The 18,379-nt window shown below is 40.0% G+C and carries 20 protein-coding genes and 1 pseudogene; 13 read left to right on the top strand and 8 right to left on the bottom strand.

Annotated elements, in window-relative coordinates; translation table 11 throughout:
- Positions 1 to 170: 170 nt before the first annotated feature.
- Positions 171 to 344 (bottom strand): hypothetical protein, encoded by a 174-nt coding sequence (locus tag C7B62_RS26100; protein WP_199194123.1) that lies wholly within the window; start codon positions 342 to 344, stop codon positions 171 to 173.
- Between the two features lie 263 nt (positions 345 to 607).
- On the opposite strand from C7B62_RS26100, the gene gshA reads away from it, so the two are divergent.
- The 3 genes from gshA (at position 608) to C7B62_RS09425 (ending at position 3,791) form a co-directional block, all read left to right on the top strand.
- Positions 608 to 1,768 (top strand): glutamate--cysteine ligase, encoded by a 1,161-nt coding sequence (gshA, locus tag C7B62_RS09435; RefSeq protein WP_106235195.1) that lies wholly within the window; start codon positions 608 to 610, stop codon positions 1,766 to 1,768.
- Positions 1,769 to 1,802: 34 nt separating this feature from the next.
- Positions 1,803 to 2,258 (top strand): tRNA (cytidine(34)-2'-O)-methyltransferase, encoded by a 456-nt coding sequence (locus C7B62_RS09430; RefSeq protein ID WP_106235193.1) that lies wholly within the window; start codon positions 1,803 to 1,805, stop codon positions 2,256 to 2,258.
- 249 nt (positions 2,259 to 2,507) lie between these two features.
- Positions 2,508 to 3,791: a peptidoglycan DD-metalloendopeptidase family protein gene (locus C7B62_RS09425; protein ID WP_158260654.1), complete on the top strand. Its 1,284-nt coding sequence runs from the start codon at positions 2,508 to 2,510 to the stop codon at positions 3,789 to 3,791.
- Between the two features lie 13 nt (positions 3,792 to 3,804).
- Here C7B62_RS09425 and C7B62_RS09420 read toward each other — a convergent pair whose 3' ends face one another.
- Genes C7B62_RS09420 through C7B62_RS25645 form a run of 3 tightly spaced genes read right to left on the bottom strand, consistent with a single transcriptional unit; the run spans position 3,805 to position 5,898 of the window.
- A complete protein-coding gene (locus tag C7B62_RS09420) occupies positions 3,805 to 4,218 on the bottom strand; it encodes a biopolymer transporter ExbD (RefSeq protein ID WP_106235190.1) in 414 nt (137 codons plus the stop codon).
- A 43-nt stretch (positions 4,219 to 4,261) separates the two neighbouring features.
- A complete protein-coding gene (locus C7B62_RS09415; RefSeq protein WP_106235188.1) occupies positions 4,262 to 4,885 on the bottom strand; it encodes a MotA/TolQ/ExbB proton channel family protein in 624 nt (207 codons plus the stop codon).
- Between the two features lie 17 nt (positions 4,886 to 4,902).
- Positions 4,903 to 5,898, bottom strand: a complete 996-nt coding sequence (locus tag C7B62_RS25645; RefSeq protein ID WP_158260653.1) for an energy transducer TonB — start codon at positions 5,896 to 5,898, stop codon at positions 4,903 to 4,905.
- A 277-nt stretch (positions 5,899 to 6,175) separates the two neighbouring features.
- On the opposite strand from C7B62_RS25645, the gene C7B62_RS09400 reads away from it, so the two are divergent.
- Genes C7B62_RS09400 through C7B62_RS09385 form a run of 4 tightly spaced genes read left to right on the top strand, consistent with a single transcriptional unit; the run spans position 6,176 to position 9,154 of the window.
- Positions 6,176 to 6,913 carry an SDR family oxidoreductase gene (locus tag C7B62_RS09400; RefSeq protein WP_106235182.1) on the top strand — a complete coding sequence of 246 codons (738 nt, stop codon included), beginning with the start codon at positions 6,176 to 6,178 and terminating at the stop codon, positions 6,911 to 6,913.
- Between the two features lie 31 nt (positions 6,914 to 6,944).
- On the top strand, positions 6,945 to 7,499 hold the full coding sequence (locus C7B62_RS09395; protein WP_106235179.1) for a type 1 glutamine amidotransferase domain-containing protein: 555 nt from the start codon (positions 6,945 to 6,947) through the stop codon (positions 7,497 to 7,499).
- A gap of 28 nt (positions 7,500 to 7,527) precedes the next feature.
- On the top strand, positions 7,528 to 7,992 hold the full coding sequence (locus C7B62_RS09390; protein ID WP_106235177.1) for a YbhB/YbcL family Raf kinase inhibitor-like protein: 465 nt from the start codon (positions 7,528 to 7,530) through the stop codon (positions 7,990 to 7,992).
- A 52-nt stretch (positions 7,993 to 8,044) separates the two neighbouring features.
- Entirely contained in the window at positions 8,045 to 9,154 is a 1,110-nt protein-coding gene (locus tag C7B62_RS09385; RefSeq protein ID WP_106235174.1) for an alkene reductase, read from the top strand.
- 256 nt (positions 9,155 to 9,410) lie between these two features.
- On the opposite strand, the pseudogene C7B62_RS09380 reads toward C7B62_RS09385, so the two are convergent.
- Together C7B62_RS09380 and C7B62_RS09375 are read right to left on the bottom strand one after the other, a co-directional pair.
- Positions 9,411 to 9,935: pseudogene (locus C7B62_RS09380) on the bottom strand (YqeG family HAD IIIA-type phosphatase); the annotation flags it as partial.
- Between the two features lie 123 nt (positions 9,936 to 10,058).
- Positions 10,059 to 10,697, bottom strand: coding sequence for a PRC-barrel domain-containing protein (locus tag C7B62_RS09375; RefSeq protein WP_106235169.1), 639 nt, complete (start codon positions 10,695 to 10,697; stop codon positions 10,059 to 10,061).
- A gap of 170 nt (positions 10,698 to 10,867) precedes the next feature.
- On the opposite strand from C7B62_RS09375, the gene hemH reads away from it, so the two are divergent.
- Positions 10,868 to 12,031 carry a ferrochelatase gene (gene hemH / locus C7B62_RS09370; protein ID WP_106235167.1) on the top strand — a complete coding sequence of 388 codons (1,164 nt, stop codon included), beginning with the start codon at positions 10,868 to 10,870 and terminating at the stop codon, positions 12,029 to 12,031.
- 114 nt (positions 12,032 to 12,145) lie between these two features.
- Here hemH and rpe read toward each other — a convergent pair whose 3' ends face one another.
- Entirely contained in the window at positions 12,146 to 12,844 is a 699-nt protein-coding gene (rpe, locus tag C7B62_RS09365; RefSeq protein WP_106235165.1) for a ribulose-phosphate 3-epimerase, read from the bottom strand.
- Positions 12,845 to 13,278: 434 nt separating this feature from the next.
- Here rpe and C7B62_RS09360 point away from each other — a divergent pair, with 434 nt between their 5' ends.
- From C7B62_RS09360 to C7B62_RS09340, 5 genes are all read left to right on the top strand, one after another.
- Positions 13,279 to 14,424: a glycosyltransferase gene (locus C7B62_RS09360; RefSeq protein WP_106235162.1), complete on the top strand. Its 1,146-nt coding sequence runs from the start codon at positions 13,279 to 13,281 to the stop codon at positions 14,422 to 14,424.
- A gap of 143 nt (positions 14,425 to 14,567) precedes the next feature.
- On the top strand, positions 14,568 to 15,167 hold the full coding sequence (locus C7B62_RS09355) for a sugar transferase (RefSeq protein WP_106235236.1): 600 nt from the start codon (positions 14,568 to 14,570) through the stop codon (positions 15,165 to 15,167).
- 243 nt (positions 15,168 to 15,410) lie between these two features.
- On the top strand, positions 15,411 to 16,340 hold the full coding sequence (gene crtE / locus C7B62_RS09350; protein ID WP_106235159.1) for a geranylgeranyl diphosphate synthase CrtE: 930 nt from the start codon (positions 15,411 to 15,413) through the stop codon (positions 16,338 to 16,340).
- Positions 16,341 to 16,383: 43 nt separating this feature from the next.
- Positions 16,384 to 16,851 carry a divergent PAP2 family protein gene (locus C7B62_RS09345; protein ID WP_106235157.1) on the top strand — a complete coding sequence of 156 codons (468 nt, stop codon included), beginning with the start codon at positions 16,384 to 16,386 and terminating at the stop codon, positions 16,849 to 16,851.
- A 49-nt stretch (positions 16,852 to 16,900) separates the two neighbouring features.
- Entirely contained in the window at positions 16,901 to 17,743 is an 843-nt protein-coding gene (locus C7B62_RS09340; RefSeq protein ID WP_146132075.1) for a sulfotransferase family 2 domain-containing protein, read from the top strand.
- A 44-nt stretch (positions 17,744 to 17,787) separates the two neighbouring features.
- Here C7B62_RS09340 and C7B62_RS09335 read toward each other — a convergent pair whose 3' ends face one another.
- The gene (locus C7B62_RS09335) at positions 17,788 to 18,372 is read right to left on the bottom strand and encodes a glyoxalase-like domain protein (protein WP_106235153.1); all 585 of its coding nucleotides are present in this window, start codon (positions 18,370 to 18,372) and stop codon (positions 17,788 to 17,790) included.
- Between the last annotated feature and the right edge of the window lie 7 nt (positions 18,373 to 18,379).

Here is an 18,379-nt window from a genome sequence, read left to right as displayed (position 1 = left end):
AATTTTTGCGTCTAAACTTTAATTAAGTTCCAGTCTAATTATCTTAAGCTGACCCTTGACACCTATAAAATTAAGATAATTGAAGAATCTAGGGGATGGATAAGAGCGATCTCCTTAAGTATCTCCATCAAAATCAATAGGTGCAGGGAATTAAGCTGAATTAATCTAAGTTATGGGGATATTTTTGATGTCAGTTCAGTTATCCGTTTGCGCTGCATTAAAGCGTTTATTTTCTGGAGCAGCATATCTACTTCAGCTTCTAAATGAAGATACTTAACCTGCTGGTTTGTCTGATAGTGTTGAGTTTTTGGGGTTTGATTAGATAAAAGTGTAGGTGTAGCCATAAATAACTTGTTTTTAATTTTGCTTGATTACGCGACTTGATATATTAACTTAAGAAAACCACATTTTAGTCAATATAATCTTTAGATTTGTGGGAAACTGTGATCCTTTACACTATTGATCATAGGTGTAATAACAGATAGCTAGCCGTGATGAGAATTTTTTATCTTTAGTTCTTACTTAAGTAAGTTTCTCTAGTTAAGTTATTTGAGAGAGAATAAATCGAGAGATTATCAGTAGCGATCGCGATATTTTATAAAACAAGATGAGTTTATTATCTAAAGGCTTTGAAGTTGAAATGTATACTGGCACTCCAGCAGGGGAAATTGTCGGTTTGTCAGATAAAATTGTTCGAGCTTTAGATGGTTTTGTCCGTGAGCCTGATAGTCGTAACGTCGAATATACGACCGCTCCTTTTTGTGGCTACGATCGCCTGCTGTGTGCCTTATTAAAGCCCAGACAATCCTTAAGAAGCTATCTTCAGACTTTGGGCGATTACACCTTAATTCCTGGTAGTACCATGTCTTTGGGAGGTAGCGATCGCTTTTGGCGTTCTGACCCTAATAATCCTTATCATGATTATATTGAGCAAACTTACGGGACTAATGTTGTCACTGCTAGCATTCATATCAATATCGGCATCGATGATCCTGAAATTTTGATGCAGGCTTGTCGTTTAGTTAGAGTAGAAGCTCCTTTATATTTAGCCCTCAGCGCCTCTTCACCCTTTATTGACGGCAAAGTAACCGGGAGTCACTCAACCAGATGGCAGATGTTCCCTAAAACTCCGCCAAACGTACCTTTATTTGAAAGTCATAGTCACTTTGTTCGTTGGACAGAAGAGCAGCTAGTCGCCAAAACCATGCGTAACGTGCGTCATCTTTGGAGTGCTGTCCGTCCCAATGGCGATCGCCGCCCTTATAATCTTAACCGTTTAGAACTAAGAATTTGCGATCTAGTAGTCGATCCCCTCGCTTTACTGGCAATTACCGCTTTATTAGAAGCCAGAATCATGCAGATGATTGATAATCCTCGACTCGATCCACTACAGCAAAGTAATTTATCCACCAACGATTTACAGGCAGAATTAATGGCTTTGGCTGACGAAAATGAAGTCCTAGCTGCGCGCTCTAGTTTAGATGCCCAACTGCGCCATTGGCAGGATGGCAGAAAGATTTTGGCTCGGGATTGGATTGGCGAAATTTACGACGAAGTTTATCCCCTGGCTAAAAAACGTGGTTTTAGCTGCTTTCTTTCTCCTTTACAAAAAATTCTGCGCCAAGGCAACACAGCCCAGCAATGGTTAAAACTACACGAACAGGGAATGTCCCCTGTCGAAATTATTCAACAAGATATTCAAAACATAGCCAAGCAAGAACGAGATCTTGACTATGCCGTTTGTCCACCAGCCTTAATTGCCCAATAATTGCTTACTGTTCCTTGTTCACTGCTGATTGAAAATGGTTCGTGTTGTTCTCGTTAACCCCGAAATTCCTCCAAATACAGGCAATATTGCCCGTAGCTGCGCTGCTACTAAAACAGAGCTACATCTGGTCGCACCTCTAGGATTTGAAATTAGCGATCGCTATCTTAAACGAGCAGGTTTGGATTATTGGCCTTTGGTGAAACTTCACTACCATGAAAACTTAGCGGCTTTTTGGCAAGAACAGCAGCAAAAAGGAGGAAGGCTGATTGCTTTTAGCGCTAGGGGTACAAAGAATTATCTTGATTGCCAGTATCAAGAAACCGACTGGCTTTTGTTTGGTAAAGAAACTGCGGGCTTGCCTCCAGAAGTAACTGCTGTCTGTCATGAAATAGTTCGGATTGATATTGCAGAACCAAAAGTACGGAGTTTAAATCTTTCGGTTAGCGTCTCTGTTGGCTTATTTGAAGCGATTAGACAGTTAACACATTAACCAAAATTTGACCAAATAAATGTAATCTTAGCCGTACTACACTTGTTTAGGATCTAGTTTTAGATTAATTTACTTTAAAAACAAGCTGTAATTATCGAGGCGACTAACTAGCAAACTAGCAAAGCAGAACAAATATCCTAGGCTTTGCTAAATCTGCCTCAAGAACATGCTGTATTCTCTTTAAAATCAGACACCGATATTGATATGGTTAAACTTGCTAATAATAAATACTTTCAGCTAGGTGTCTTTATGTCATCGACAATGGTGGTGCAAACAATTGGGTTACATCAACCAACTCATGCCCTAAAGTTTAATAATCCCTTAGGGCAAGAATTATCCAGTGCTCAAACAAGTTTCGATTATATTCAACCACAGCAGAAGCCAGCATTTGTTCCCAAAACTTTTAATTTGCTGGCTTTTCCGTTTAAATCTCAATCAACAGATTTCTCAAGGCAGTCAGAGCAACTTAAACCAGTTAGCACAATTGTATCCCAATTAGAACAAGCAACTCCTGTCTCTAATCATCAAAAATCATATTTAGCAAACGCAAAATCTCCAGCCACACCGTTGCTGATTTATCAGGTTCAGCAGGGAGATACGATCACTAAAATCGCTAGTGAGCATCAAGTATCCAGTGATGAGCTAATCAAACTTAATCGGATTTCTAACTCGAATATTATTTTTGTCGATCAGAAATTACAAATTCCCCCTCAAATTCTCCCTCAAGAGGTTCAAAATAACGCTTTAAATTCTAGCAGTCGGGCGATCGCTAATTTAACTTCCACCAGCAATTCTAACAACTCGTCTCAGTCTAATCTCAATAAGATGGAGAAAAAGAGCGAGAAAACAAATGTTATTTCATCTGCTGATGAAGATCCCTACATTGCTAATCTCAGGGCAGAAATAGACGAACTGCGCGCGCAGTATCGGCAAAAACAAGAGTCCAATGAGCGGACAAATTCAGCTAATTTAGTTTCCCTAACTGACCAACAGTCGAAACCGAGAGCGAAATCTAATCCCCTGTCAACATCTGCTATAGCCAACTTAAATTCACTCTCACCACAGCGCAATCTTCAATCCAATCTAATCAAACCAGATGCTCTGGCCTTAAAACTGCCTCCTCTATCCAACCCAGATGCATATCTACCAAATGCCTTTGAAGGCTATGCCTGGCCTGCTCAAGGAATAATAACTTCTGGCTATGGATGGCGTTGGGGCAGAATGCACCAGGGAATTGACATTGCTGCTCCCGTTGGCACGCCTATTTTGGCAGCAGCATCAGGAACAGTAATTGATGCGGGGTGGCATGATGGCTACGGTTACTTAATTAAGCTAGAGCATTTAGACGGCAGCGTCACCTACTATGGTCACAATAACCAAAATTTAGTTATTCCTGGTCAGCGAGTCGAGCAAGGGGAACAAATAGCGGAAATGGGTAGTACTGGCAATAGTACTGGCTCTCATGTCCATTTTGAAATTCGTTTAAGCGATGAACAAATAGTAGATCCGATCACCCTACTTAGTAAGAGTTAGTTTAGTGAGGGTTTTAGTTGTCGATTTTCTTCTTGGCGGCGATCGCTAACTGGAGATTAGGGATTTGTCGTAGACGATCCATAATTTCCACGACCTGACCATATTCGACAACTCTATCCGCATTAATGATCGCGATCATATTACTTGAGTCAGCCGACATTAGTTTCTTAATTTCAGGCTGGAGTTGTTCAAGTTGAGCCAATTTACCGTCTACAGTTAACTTCCCTTGTTTGTCTAAGCTAATGGTAATCTGTTTAGTTTTCTGTACCTCGGCAGTACTAGCACGGGGAAGATTTACGGGTAGACCTTCAGAGCGAGTTAAATAGAGGCTAGAAACGATAAAAAATACCAAAATAGCGAAGATCACGTCGATCATCGGCAGAATATTAATTTTTGGGGGTAAATCTGGTTCTTCGGGTAAGTGCATAGTATGAACAATGAGCAATGAGCTAATAATTAGTAATCAGCAATTATTCGTGTCGATCTAGATGAATGAGTTCTAGTTGTCCGCCAACTTCTTGAATCAGAGCAATTTGCTGAAGGTATAAACCACGAAAGATGCTGGCAAAAAACAAGGTAGCGATCGCTACAACTAAACCTGCTGCGGTAGAAATTAAAGCTTCGCCAATTCCTCCCGTAACTCCTGCTGCTTGGGATGATTCAATGTTTCCTAGTTTCAAGGAAGATAAAGAAGTAATCAAGCCCAAAACTGTCCCTAATAAGCCTAATAAGGGTGCAACACCGATGACTGTCTCCAGGGAGTTATTAAATCGCTTCAGACCAGGAATTTCCGCTTGAGCAGCACTTTCGAGAGCTAGCTTGAATTTTTGCGGTGTTGATCGCTCCAAAGATAAGGCGACAAAAAAAATACGGGCGATTGGTAAGTTTAAATGTCTTTTAAGCATAACACTGGCTGCTTGAGGATCGTCTCGATATAAATTAAGCAGTTGTTTAATTACTCGATCTTGATTTTGAGACGTTTTGAACCAGAAAAGCGATCGCTCTAAAACAATTGCTAGGGCATAAATAGAAAGTCCCAGCAAAGGGAACATCACTACTCCACCACTTTTGAATAATTGCAAAATTGTTTCCATCAATTTAAACTCACGTTTCAATAGATATGAATATTAAAGCTAAATGTAATTTCTAAATCCTCCAAAGGAAAATTGGCGGGTAAAGGAGCGAACGGAACCGAGTTTTGAACCGCCTCTAGAGCTTCTCGATCTACCTCATCTAAGCCAGAGCTTTGAGATACTTGAAGTCCAGTAATTTGACCATCTTTTTGAATATTGAAAGTCAAAACGGTAGTGCGCTCGTCTTGTCGAAAAGCAGGATTCCAGTTAGGCTTTACTTTCCCCTCCATTTCGGCAAGATATTGGCTTAGATCGATACCTTTTAAAGCTTTTAACTGTTCTGGATTTAAAACACTGTTGTATTCAAGAGCCTCTGGACTAAAAAAGGCATCTCCACCACTGGCAAGGGTTTTTTCATAATCTCCTCCTAATAAATCACTAGCACTCTTACTCACACCGTTTGTGTCCGTAGGTTTCTTGGGCTGAACTTCAGGCTCTGAGATAGACGGGGTTTTGGGTGGTAAGCTTGTGGCTATTGAATCGTTTTTTGATGGCTTAGTTACGGGTTTAGGTTCAGGTGCGGGATCTGTCTGTGATTGTGGAGTTGGAGTATCATCACCTGATAAGACTGGTGTTTGGTTTTTAACAGTTGGTGTTGGTGCAGGAATTGCTTGTGGCGCAGGAGCAGGGGCAGGGGCAGGTTCAGGAGTCGGTGGTGGCGCGGGAGCAGGAGTAGGAGTTATTGGTGGTGCAGGTTGAGAGACAGGGGATTGATTATCGCTAGCTATATCTGTTTTATCTTCAGTAACAATCTTTTCCGACTCGTCTGGCACAACTGTAAATTCAATTGGTTTTGGATCGGCTTTTTTTTCCCCAACAGACTTAAAGCGTTCGAATCGAGCAAATAACAACAGCCCTAAACCATGAATCAAAATAGAAACTAAAACCAATAGCAGAAGTCTCTGAAAGCTTAACCTACGACGATTGATTATTATTTGCTGTTGAATTTGCTCCGTTGGTTTTGTATTTAACACTGTTAACAACTATCCTCCGCAACTGAGAATCTTACAGGCAATTGTACCTGTATCCAACCCTAACAATTTTTGGTTTTGAACTTATATTCAAATAATTTTTTTTTAAATCCCCCTCTGGTTAGATTTATTGTACCTACTTTAGTCAGTAGCATTTACTAGTTACTAGACGACTGGTCTACTATGTTTATATTGGACAAGATTTCTGCCAATCTTTCAGAAGATATTAAAGCAGGTTAGAAAATGCCCATAACTTTAAGTCAAACAATTAAGCAAATCTATGTCTGAAATCAAAGAAAAAGTAGTAATTATTACTGGAGCCAGCAGTGGTTTAGGTGAAGCTACAGCACGTCGGCTAGCCAAAAATGGCGCTAAGTTAATGTTAGCTGCCAGAAGAGAAGATCGCCTGAAAGATTTAGTGGCTGAGGTTGAAAAAGAAGGTGGTGTCGCTAAATATCAGGTAACAGACATTAGCGATCGCTCTGAGGTAGAGCAATTAGTTCAGGCAACCAAAGAAGCTTATGGAAAAATAGATGTTTTGGTTAATAATGCGGGATTAATGCCTTTATCACCTTTGGCAGCAACGAAGGTTGATGAGTGGGAAAAAATGATCGATGTGAATATCAAGGGGGTACTTTACGGAGTGGCTGCAGTCATGCCAATCATGCTGCAACAAGGATCAGGTCATATTGTCAATCTTTCTTCAGTAGCAGGACATAAAGTATTTCCTGGCGGTGCGGTTTACTGTGCTACCAAGTTTGCTGTTAAAGCAATTTCTGAAGGCATTAGGCTTGAATCAGACGGTAAAATCCGTTCGACAAATATATCGCCTGGTGCAGTGGCGACTGAGTTAACTAGCACTATTTCTGATGACGAAGCAGCCAAGATGGCTGAACAACTATACGGAATAGCAATTGACGCTGATGCGATCGCCCGTGCTATTACTTTTGCGATTGAGCAACCAGGGGATGTTGATGTTAATGAGATGATCATTCGTCCTACCAAGCAAGAACTATAGCAATCAAGCATTAAATAATTAAGTAAAAATCATGTCACAAGAATTAAATAACCACAAAATTGCCATTTTAGTCGCTGATGGTTTTGAACAGGTTGAATTAACCAAGCCCAAAGAAGCTTTGGAAGCAGCAGGAGCGAAAGTTCAGATTATTTCTCCTAATAGCGATCGCGTTCAAGGCTGGAATCATTTTGATCGAGCAGACTTTTTTGAGGTAGATGTTCCTTTAGAAAAGGCTCAAGCTGCTGAGTATGATGCCTTGCTGCTTCCTGGCGGAGTAGCCAATCCCGATCAGTTACGCACTAACGATAAAGCGGTACAGTTCGTCAAGTCATTCTTTGATGCTGGCAAACCCGTTGCTGCTATCTGCCATGCACTATGGACTCTAATTGAGGCGGATGTAGTTAAAGGGCGAAATCTTACCTCTTGGCCTTCCCTTAAAACCGATCTTAAGAATGCAGGGGCTAATTGGGTCGATCGCGAAGTTGTAGAAGATAACGGTTTAATATCTAGCCGTAACCCCGATGATATTCCCGCTTTTAATGCCAAGGCGATTGAATTATTTGCCAAATCAGCAGCAGTCCAGTAGTTAGCAGTTAGTAGTTAGGACAGTCTTGATGAAATTAAAACTCCAAGATTTAGAAATTAGTAGTCCTGCATTTTCGCCTGGGGGCAAAATTCCCCAGCGTTATACCAGCGAGGGCGAAAATATATCTCCCGCCTTGAACTGGAATAAAATACCCCCCGAAACTAAAAAATTAGCCTTAATTTGTCACGATCCTGATGCTCCTTTACCTTGGGGATTTACTCACTGGGTTGTTTACAATATTCCCGCCGACATTACTGAAATAGAAGAAGCTGGGGGAGACTTGTTTACGGCAGGGTTCAATAGCTCTGGCAGCAAGGGTTATACTGGACCTGCTCCTCCACCAGGACACGGTGTACATCACTATTATTTTTGGCTATATGCCCTCGATCGCTCCCTAGAACTCCAGGCAGGATTAAGTAGAGAGGAATTGCTGGAGGCGATCGCCGATTATATTACAGCCCAAGCTAGACTAATAGGAACTTACCAACGTTAAAATTCTGGAAACTCTTATTCTCAAGCCGATCAACTAGATCAATCTATTTACTATGACTACAACCATAACCAACGTACCTCACCTCCTCAGTTCTTTTCAGCTCAAAGATTTATCGTTGAAAAACCGTATGGTAATGGCTCCGATGACTCGCGGACGAGCGGGTGAAGAGAGAACAGCCAACGCTTTAATGGCGAAGTATTATGCTCAACGTGCAGGTGCGGGCTTGATTATTTCTGAAGGTACTGCAATCTCTCAGCAGGGCTATGGCTGGACTCATAGCCCAGGAATTTATACTCCTGAGCAAACTAAAGCATGGCAGCAGGTGGTAGATGCGGTACATCAACAAGGAACGAAAATCTTTTTGCAGCTGTGGCATACAGGGAGAGCTTCCCACAGCAGTTTTCAGCCCAATAATCAACTACCCATAGCTCCTTCCGCTATCAAAATTGAAGGTGGCGAGGCGCATACTTCTAAGGGCAAAAAGCCCTATGAAACACCTAGAGCTTTGGCAACAGCTGAAATACCTTTAGTAGTAGAAGAATATCGTCAAGCGGCAGCTAACGCTAAAGAGGCTGGTTTTGATGGGGTGGAGATACATGCTGCCAACGGCTATTTAATCGATGAATTTTTACAGTCCAAAACCAATCAGCGCACCGATCAATATGGTGGCAGTATTGCCAATCGCTATCGTTTTTTACAAGAAGTGATTGAAGCAATCTTAACTGTTTGGGATGCAGGCAGGGTTGGAATCAGGCTATCTCCTAATGGCAGTTTTAACGATATGGGTTCACCAGATTACCGCGAATCTTTCACTTATATCGCCCAGCAATTAAACAGCTATCAATTAGCATATCTGCACTTACTAGATGGTTTAGCTTTTGGCTTCCATGACTTAGGCGAACCAATGACCATTGCAGAATTTAGAAAAATTTATGATGGAGCTTTAATTGGTAACTGCGGTTATGATCGCACGGATGCAGAAAAAGCGATCGCTTCTGGAGATGCAGACCTCGTTGCCTTTGGTAGACCTTATATCAGCAATCCTGATTTAGCAGCTCGTTTTGCCCACAATTGGGAACTTAATCCTGATGCCGAGATGAGTGTTTGGTATTCTCCTGGTGCAGAAGGCTATACTAATTTTCCTGCCTATCAGCCTGGGTAGTGATCTTAGTTAACCTGAGTTCGGGATTAGCCCAAATCCTTATTTTGAAGGTATTTAAAAAATACTATTTTCCGTTCTTCTTTCATAGTAGAGTTGCATCCAAACTATCTCAAAAGCTATTAGCTATTAGCTATTAGCTTACAGCTATCTCCACCAATTAATCTGCTTAACCCGAACTCAGGTTAGTTAGGTTAGTTTTGGTGGGCAAAATCTTTACACTTGTGACTGTTAAACTGAAACGCTTGATCGCTCTTAACTATTTTTTTGCCAAGGATACCCCAAGCAATTGTGATAGCCAAATTTCAAAATCGCGGATGGGATGAGAACGGACTGCCACGAGTGGGTCGATTATTGGTTCAACTAAAATAGTAAACATTCCTAGGCGATTGCCCGCCAAAACATCAGTAAAAAGGCGATCTCCCACCATTGCTACGTGTTCTATCGGTAAATCCATAGCTGTTGCTGCCTGCTGAAGCTTGCGACGAGAAGGCTTTTTGGCAGCGGAGATAAAGGGCAGATCTACAGACTGAGCAATATTGCCAATGCGAGAGTGACTAATATTATTGCTCACTAGCCAAATGGGGGTAGTGAGCCTAATTTGTGAGATCCATTGCTGTAGTTCTCTGCTTGTTTCTTTTTGTTTGAAAGGAACAAGGGTTTCGTCTACATCTAAAATAAGTCCTTTAATATTGTGTTTTTGCAGCGTAACAGGAGTTAAATCAAAAATAGTACCGCCTAAAACTAAATTTGGCTCTAATAAGTTAATCATAGAAATGATGAAATGATCTAAAAATAAAAGACAGCGATATGTTAGATGTGAATTAGCTTTCGTTCAGATTAGCTAGTTTTATTTTAAGCTTTAAGCTTGTAAGACCTAAAGACTAATACAAGTCTATTAAATGGTCTAATTAGGAGAGCTATGGAGAGACTTAACCGTCTCTTTGTCTAGATTTAAATAAATATAATCCTCATCCATCCGAGCGATCGCCGACATAGGTAGGGTCAACTCTTTTTTGTGCCACAAATGTCCTTCTTGCAGTACTAAATGAGTAAGATGTTGTTCTGGATCGATTAAAAATTCTTCGACTCGTCCAATATGACCATCGGTAGCTTCGATGGATGCACCCCGATGCACCGCTATTGTTCCTGCTGGAATTAATTTTTCTTCTATGGGTGTAGGTAGAACATCTCCACTCAAAGATGTATCAGACCACATCAAATAAGAGCTACTGTTAAAAATTGCTGCTTCGTCAAAATTTTTCAAGGGTTCATATTTAGACGTAGTAGGATTAAAAAAATGCATTTCTGTAAATGGGGGCATTAGGGCTAGTTCATCTTTAGTGCAGCTCAACTGAATTGATTCTGAACTAGTTTTGACCACATATTCAATTAATACCAAATATTTATGAGACTCTAGAAGATGAGAATTATTTACGACCAAGTGAGTTACTCTTTGGCTATTTTGCTCGATAATTACATGACTTGACTTACCACATTCACCATCAAGACAAAAAACCTGGGCATCTAAAGAAATTTCTTTCATCTCACTTTTTCTCTCTCATTTAAACTAAAATTTTGCCACAATATAAGCACCTAAAGATATGGGTATTAAATCAGTTAAGTTCTGTATACTGCGAACAGTAGATCATAAAGAAAAGATATATTGTTAAAATTGGTAAAGAAATTGAAAATTAAAATTAAGCTATAAGAATTATGGGTCGTATTGGAGTCTTGCTGCTCAACTTAGGCGGACCGGATAAAATCGAAGATGTCCGTCCTTTTTTATATAATTTGTTTTCCGATCCTGAGATTATTAGATTGCCTGTTAAAGCATTGCAAAAGCCTTTAGCCTGGTTAATTTCTACCCTAAGAGCCAAAACATCTCAGGAAAACTATCTAGAAATTGGTGGTGGTTCGCCACTGAGAGAAATCACCGAAGCCCAAGCCAAAGCTTTACAAGACAAGCTTAAAGAAATGGGACAAGATGCCAAAATCTATATAGGTATGCGCTACTGGCATCCTTTTACCGAAGAAGCGATCGCGCAAATTAAAAATGACGGCATCAAAGAAGTAGTTGTTTTACCCTTATATCCACAATTTTCTATCAGCACCAGCGGTTCGAGCTTTCGGGTTTTAGAAGAAATGTGGTCAGAAGACCCCTCCTTAAAAGATGTGGATTACACCCTAGTCCCTTCTTGGTATGACAATCCTGGCTACTTGCGCTCCATGGCAGATCTCATTGGTCAAGAGTTAGATAAATTTCCTAATCCTCATCAAGCTCACATATTTTTTAGCGCTCATGGTGTTCCCGTCAGCTATGTAGAAGAAGCAGGCGACCCCTATAAAGAGCAAATTGAGGAATGTACTCGCCTGATCATGGAAACTCTTGGTCGCACCAATCACTACACTTTGGCATATCAAAGTAAAGTTGGTCCTGTAGAATGGCTACAACCTTATACCGATGATGCTCTTAAAGAGTTAGGAGCCAAAGGTATCAAAGATTTAGCAGTAGTACCAATCAGTTTTGTTTCTGAACATATTGAAACTTTACAAGAGATCGATATTGAATACCGCGAAGTAGCCGAAAAAGCAGGAATTGAAAATTTTCACCGCGTTCCTGCCTTAAATGTTCATCCTAACTTTATCGATTCTTTAGCCCATATTGTCGTTGATTCTCTAGATGATCGCCCTTGCTCTTTTGCTGATGTGATTCATCCTAAGAAAAATATGAAAATGTATCCCCAAGAAAAGTGGCAGTGGGGTTTAACCACCGCTGCGGAAGTTTGGAATGGTCGCCTAGCAATGTTGGGCTTTATTGGTTTATTGGTTGAGTTACTAAGCGGTAGTGGCCCTTTACATATGGTCGGTATTCTCTAAATAGCACTGTGGTTTAAGCAAATAAGCTAGAGCTTTGTTGCCAACAAAAAAGATTCACTGTCAACCATGAATCTTTTTTCGCTTTTAGATACCTATATACCAAACCAATTAACCTTACTGTGCAGTAGCTAATTCAGGTTGAGAGCGCTTGCTATTGCGAATACCTTCGATTGCTTCAGCGTAATCTGGGGCTTTAAAGACTGCCGATCCAGCGACGATCGCATTAGCACCTGCTTCCAATACCTGCCAAGTATTATTGGGTTTTAGTCCCCCATCAACTTCAATCCAGGGGTCTAGTCCTCTTTGATCGCACATCTTACGGAGGCTAGCTACTTTCCCTACCATCTCTTCAATAAAGCTTTGACCACCAAAACCAGGGTTAACGCTCATAATTAAAATGAGGTCACACAAAGGTAACACATATTCAATGAAAGATAATGGTGTGCCAGGATTTAAGACTACACCAGCCTGCTTCCCTAACTCACGAATTTGACCCAGAGTGCGGTGTAAATGGGGAGAGGCATTATGCTCTGCATGAACAGAGATAATATCTGCACCTGCCTTGGCAAAATCTTCAACGTACTTTTCTGGTTCGACGATCATCAAGTGAACGTCAAGGGGCTTAGTTGTATGAGGGCGGACGGCTTGAACAATCATTGGACCAATCGTGATGTTAGGCACAAATCTACCGTCCATAACATCAATATGAATCCAATCTGCGCCTGCTTTATCGATGGCTTCAATTTCTTCACCAAGACGACTAAAGTCTGCGGATAAAATCGAGGGGGAAATGACAGTTTTCTTATTAGTCATAAATTTTATTTCTCTAATTTAATTTTTCTTAGTTTTGTATCGAGTGTAACAAAAATTTATCTAGTTAATTATAAGATATCATGTTTTTTCCGCGTAAAGAGTGTAAGGAAAACTAATCTATTTGATTTGACATTATTATCAAGCAGATTTGAGCCAAATTTTTGTCAGTGATTCTGCTTCAGCATTAGAAAAACTAGAAGCGATCGCAGCTTTGTCCTGATGCTACTTCTTAATCTTAATCATGCAATAGCTGTCAGACAAAATTTCGCAAAGAATTAGAACAGAATTTTAAAGTTTAGGTATTTTAAATTATCTCAATCATCTTTGCTGAGATAATTATGTCAGGTAGTCAAACATCTACCTAATTAACTTTAACTATATTAAATATTTTAATTATTCCTAGCAAATAATAAATAATAAATTAAAAAATAATTATGCCAAAGCTTTTAATGGTTGCCACAGTCTCAAGTGTATTTAGAGACTTTCTTTTTCCATTTGCGGATTACTTTCGTAGTCAGGGCTGGCAAGTAGATGCAATGGCTTCTAAAGTTTCAGCTTGTCCTCAGTGCGTCAAAACTTTTGATCGAGTTTGGGATATAGAGTTTTCACGCAATCCTCTAGAACTAAAAAATTTATTTCTTGCTCCGCAAACAATTCGCGCAGTAGTGGCACAAGAGCAATACGATCTAGTTCACGTACACACGCCAATAGCTGCTTTTATTACTAGATATACTCTCAACAATTTAAGAAAACAAAACAAAACAAAAGTAATTTATACTGCTCACGGTTTTCATTTCCATTCAGGCGGAAATCCGCTTAAAAATGCCTTGTTTTTAAGTTTAGAAAAACTAGGAGGTGCTTGGACTGATTATTTAGTAGTGATTAATCGTGACGATGAACATTCAGCCAAGCGCTTTCAACTGGTTAGGTCAGAACAAATTGTTTACATGCCAGGTATAGGAGTTGAACTTAATTACTATAATCGCCACAACGTTTCAGAAACTGATATATCAAAGGTGCGTCAAGAACTGCAACTAGCACCTAACGACCAAATATTTTTGACCATAGCAGAATTTACTCTTAATAAACGTCACACAGACATGGTGAGAGCATTAGCTCGCCTAGGAAAATCAGAAATTCACTTAGTTATTGCTGGCTCTGGACCAAAGCCGTTGATGGATGCAACTCAACAATTAGCCATTGAACTGGGAGTTGAAAAACAGGTACATTTGCTAGGTTACCGCCAAGATATTCCCGCTTTGATCTGTGCTTCAGTTGCTACTTTATTGGTGTCAGAACGAGAAGGGCTGCCCAGATGTATCATGGAATCTTTTTGTCTGGAGACTCCCGTGATTGGTACGGATATCCGAGGAATCAGAGATTTGCTGTTAGACAATCGTGGTCTATTAGTCCAAGTAGGAGATATTGAAGAAATTGCTGCGGCAATGAACTGGATTTTAGATAATCCTCAAAAATCTAAGCTAATGGGACAGAGAGGACATGAACATATGTCAGCTTATGATTTAAACAATATTTTAAAGCTCCATCAAGATTTATATCATAAAGCCCTGTTTTGTTAGAATTATTCGACAATTTTTTTTAGTTTTTAGTAATTTTATACTATAAAAAGCAACTATTCCAGTGAAACAGAAAAGTGAAACATAACCATTTAAAAAAAATTCAGCATCCCATAATTCAATATGTAGACCAATATTTGTACTGGTTGATTGGAAAGCGTCTATTTGACTCAATCGTAGCATCTCTAGTTTTGCTGGTTTTAGCTTTACCAATGAGCATAATTGCTCTGGCAATCTGGATAACATCAGGGACTCCTATCTTATTTCAGCAAAAAAGAGTTGGTAGAAATGGAAAAATCTTTAGTATTAAAAAGTTTCGGACGATGGTTGTTCGTTCCGAAGTAGTTAGCACAATTACATTGCATGGAGATCCCAGGATTACTCCTATTGGTGTCCATTTACGACGATGGAAGTTAGATGAACTACCTCAATTTTGGAACGTGCTTGTTGGTCAGATGAGCTTAATTGGACCAAGACCTGATGTTCCTGGTTATGCAGATAAATTGCAAGGTGAGCAGTCAAGATTACTCTGTTTGCGTCCTGGAATTACTGGTCCTGCCACCCTAATTTACAAAAACGAAGCTGAAATTTTGGCTCAGGTTAGTAATCCGATTGAATATAACGATCAGGTGATTTTTCCAGATAAAGTGAGAATTAATTTGGAATATTTAGAAGATTGTTCGTTCTCGCAAGATTTGTATTACATTTGGCTCACGATGAAGCAGATATTTTTAATCACAACATAGTAAATCATTAAGATAATACTTCGAACAAGCAAGATATCTAGCAATAATGGCTCGGATAAAAGATGTTGCCTTACTATCGAAGTAAGTTTTTTAATTAGACAGTCAATCAAGATAGTTACCAAATTGTTTTGAACTCTTGCTCAACAAAACTCAACAGCGATGACCGCAGCCTCAATAAATTTGGTTAAAATACCCAAGCAAGAGATAATAAACCATGAATTAACAACTATATTTGACTCTTATATGGTACAAGCCAAAAAACAGCTAACTGAGCCAGAAACACCTGCCATATTTGACTTGAACAACTATTTAAAACAGCAGCAGATTATAGTTGAACAAGCGTTAGATCAATCAATTGCGATCGCCAGACCCGAAAAAATCTACGAAGCGATGCGCTATTCTTTACTGGCGGGAGGTAAAAGGCTACGCCCTATTTTGTGCTTGGCAACCTGCGACCTGATGGGGGGAACTCAAGCAATGGCGATGCCTACAGCCTGTGCTTTAGAAATGATTCACACCATGTCCTTAATTCATGATGATTTACCCGCGATGGACAATGACGATTTTCGTCGCGGCAAACCGACTAATCATAAAGTGTATGGGGACGATATTGCGATTTTGGCGGGGGATGGTTTATTAGCTTATGCGTTTGAATATGTGGCGACTCAAACCAATAATGTCGCTCCCGAAAATATTATTCGAGTAGTGGCTGCTTTAGGTCATACTGTGGGAGCAGCAGGTTTAGTTGGGGGACAGGTATTAGATTTAGAATCAGAAGGAAAATTGGATATTACGGCAGAAACCCTCAGCTTTATCCATACCCATAAAACTGGGGCATTATTAGAAGCTTCTGTGGTATGCGGAGCAATTTTAGCAAATGCCGAATCAGAAGACATTGCAAGGCTATCTCGCTATGCGCAAAATATCGGTCTAGCTTTTCAGATAATTGATGATATTTTAGATATTACCGCCACTGACGAGCAGTTAGGCAAAACAGCAGGTAAAGATTTACAGGCGCAAAAAGCTACTTATCCTAGTTTGTGGGGATTAGAAAAATCTCGACTCAAAGCACAAGAGCTGGTTGATAGTGCGATCGCTGAGCTATCTAACTATGGTATTCAAGCCGAGCCGTTGAGAGCGATCGCTAACTACATCGTAACTCGCGATCGCTAATTACATCTAATTACACAATATTTTAGGGCAAAGAAAACCAACCATGCAGGAAGTTGCTGATATCTTACACAACCAGATATTGATAGTTGCACTCATTGCCTGCATTACGGCACAGGGATTAAAGTTAGTCATTGACTTAATTAGAAGCCGTAAGCTCAACCTGACTTATTTACTTGCTCCAGGAGGAATGCCCAGCGCTCACTCCGCCTTAGTCGGTGCTTTAGCAACTAGTGTTGGTCTGACTATGGGATGGTCTAGTGCAGAATTTGCGATCGCCTGTCTATTTGCCATCATTGTGATGTACGACGCAGCAGGAGTTCGTCAGGCAGCAGGAAAGCAGGCAAAAATACTTAATCAGCTAATTGATGAGCTATTCCAAGAGAAACACAATTTTAATGAAGAAAGGTTAAAAGAGTTACTAGGACATACTCCCTTTCAAGTATTAGTTGGATTGAGCTTAGGAATTAGTATTGCAATGGTTTTTTCTAAATACGTTTGGCAAGTGATTTGATTTGAAGCATTGGGGCTTCTTTACGATTTAGGTAAAGTTGGTTCATGATATGTCAACAACAAATGCATACCAATTATCCATGAACAGTATTAGTCGTCAATTTTCTTCAGTAACCAATCAGTGTCCTGCCCAGAATGTAATTGTGGCACACTATCACTTGTTTAAAAATGCGGGAACTTCAGTAGATGTTATTTTAAAGCAAAATTTTGGCTCTGCCTGGAGTAAAATTGAGTTTCCCAAAATTAATCAGCAATCAAATTCTCATTTGGTTCAAAACTGGCTAGAGCAGCAAAATATCTCCGCTTTCTCTTCCCATACGGCGCTTTTCCCCTTACCTAGCTTAGATAATACATTGGTATTGCCAATTGTTTTTCTGCGTCATCCGCTTATTCGTCTTTGGTCAGTATATAATTTCGAACGTAAGCATCGCCAGGTTCTAAATGCAAGTATCAAACTAGCCCAATCAAAGGATTTTGCAGGCTATCTTAACTATCAGCTAGACCAACCGCTAAATAGATCCTGTCGTAATTTTCAAAACTACAGATTTTCCTGGCTAAATTCTCAACCCAACAAAACTGAATTAGAACGAGCCTTAGATGGCTTAGACTGGTTACCTATAGTTGGTATTGTTGCCGAGTTTGATTTATCAATGGAGCTTTATCGTCAGGCGATCGCTAAATATTATCCCTTGTTTCAGTTCCAATCTGTTCATAAAAATATAACCTCTGAACGCAACCTTTCTCAAGACGAAAAATTAGACTTGATCCGTACTAATTTAGACCACAATACTTATCAAAGATTGCTAGATGCTAATCAAGATGATTTACAGCTTTATTCAGCAGCCAAAAATAAGTTAAGCTTGCTGTCTAGTCAACTAAATAATCCAGGCTAACAAAACTCACATTCTACTGTTAATTGGTACAAAGCTTTTAAAGCTTAGTTTGATACTTCTGCCATTTCAATAGTTTGATTGTCGATATCTTTAACCAAAAAATTTAACGGTTGATCTCGACGAATTTTATACTTTAAGCGTCGAGACTGCACCCGTAACAACAAAGCTTCCAAACAGTCGCGGTCAAAACAAACATGGCGTTGACGTTCTTTATACCCACCACTAGCACCTGCAATAATATGGAGTTGGGTATTTTTTCTCAATTGATACCAAAGCCCATCTGCACCGCTGAAACTCGTATTACCAGGAGTTGCCGACATATACAAGGGGTCGAGCCCTCCTGCTCCCATCGTCTGTTCATAATTATAATAATAGTGCAAGGGTACATCCGCTGCGGGCAAATCTAACAATCCCTCATAAAACCGCTGGGCATTTTGCAAGTCTGATACCATAACCGTATATACTTTCGGTGCGCTGCTGAGAAACATCCACATTGCCCCTGCATAAGCCACCAAAAGCATCACCATTATCCCCTGAGTGGAAAAGAGACTATCCAAAGCGATCGCGGGAAAAAATGCGCCTAAATATTTTGTCGTCAACATCTCAAAGTAAGTAGTATGAGCTATCATGTTGGAA

Source organism: Pleurocapsa sp. CCALA 161 (genome assembly GCF_003003995.1).
In the GTDB taxonomy this organism is placed as follows: Bacteria; Cyanobacteriota; Cyanobacteriia; order Cyanobacteriales; family Xenococcaceae; genus Waterburya.
The sequence above is the reverse complement of the archived record's forward strand: the minus strand, read 5'-3'. Positions and strand labels throughout refer to the sequence as shown.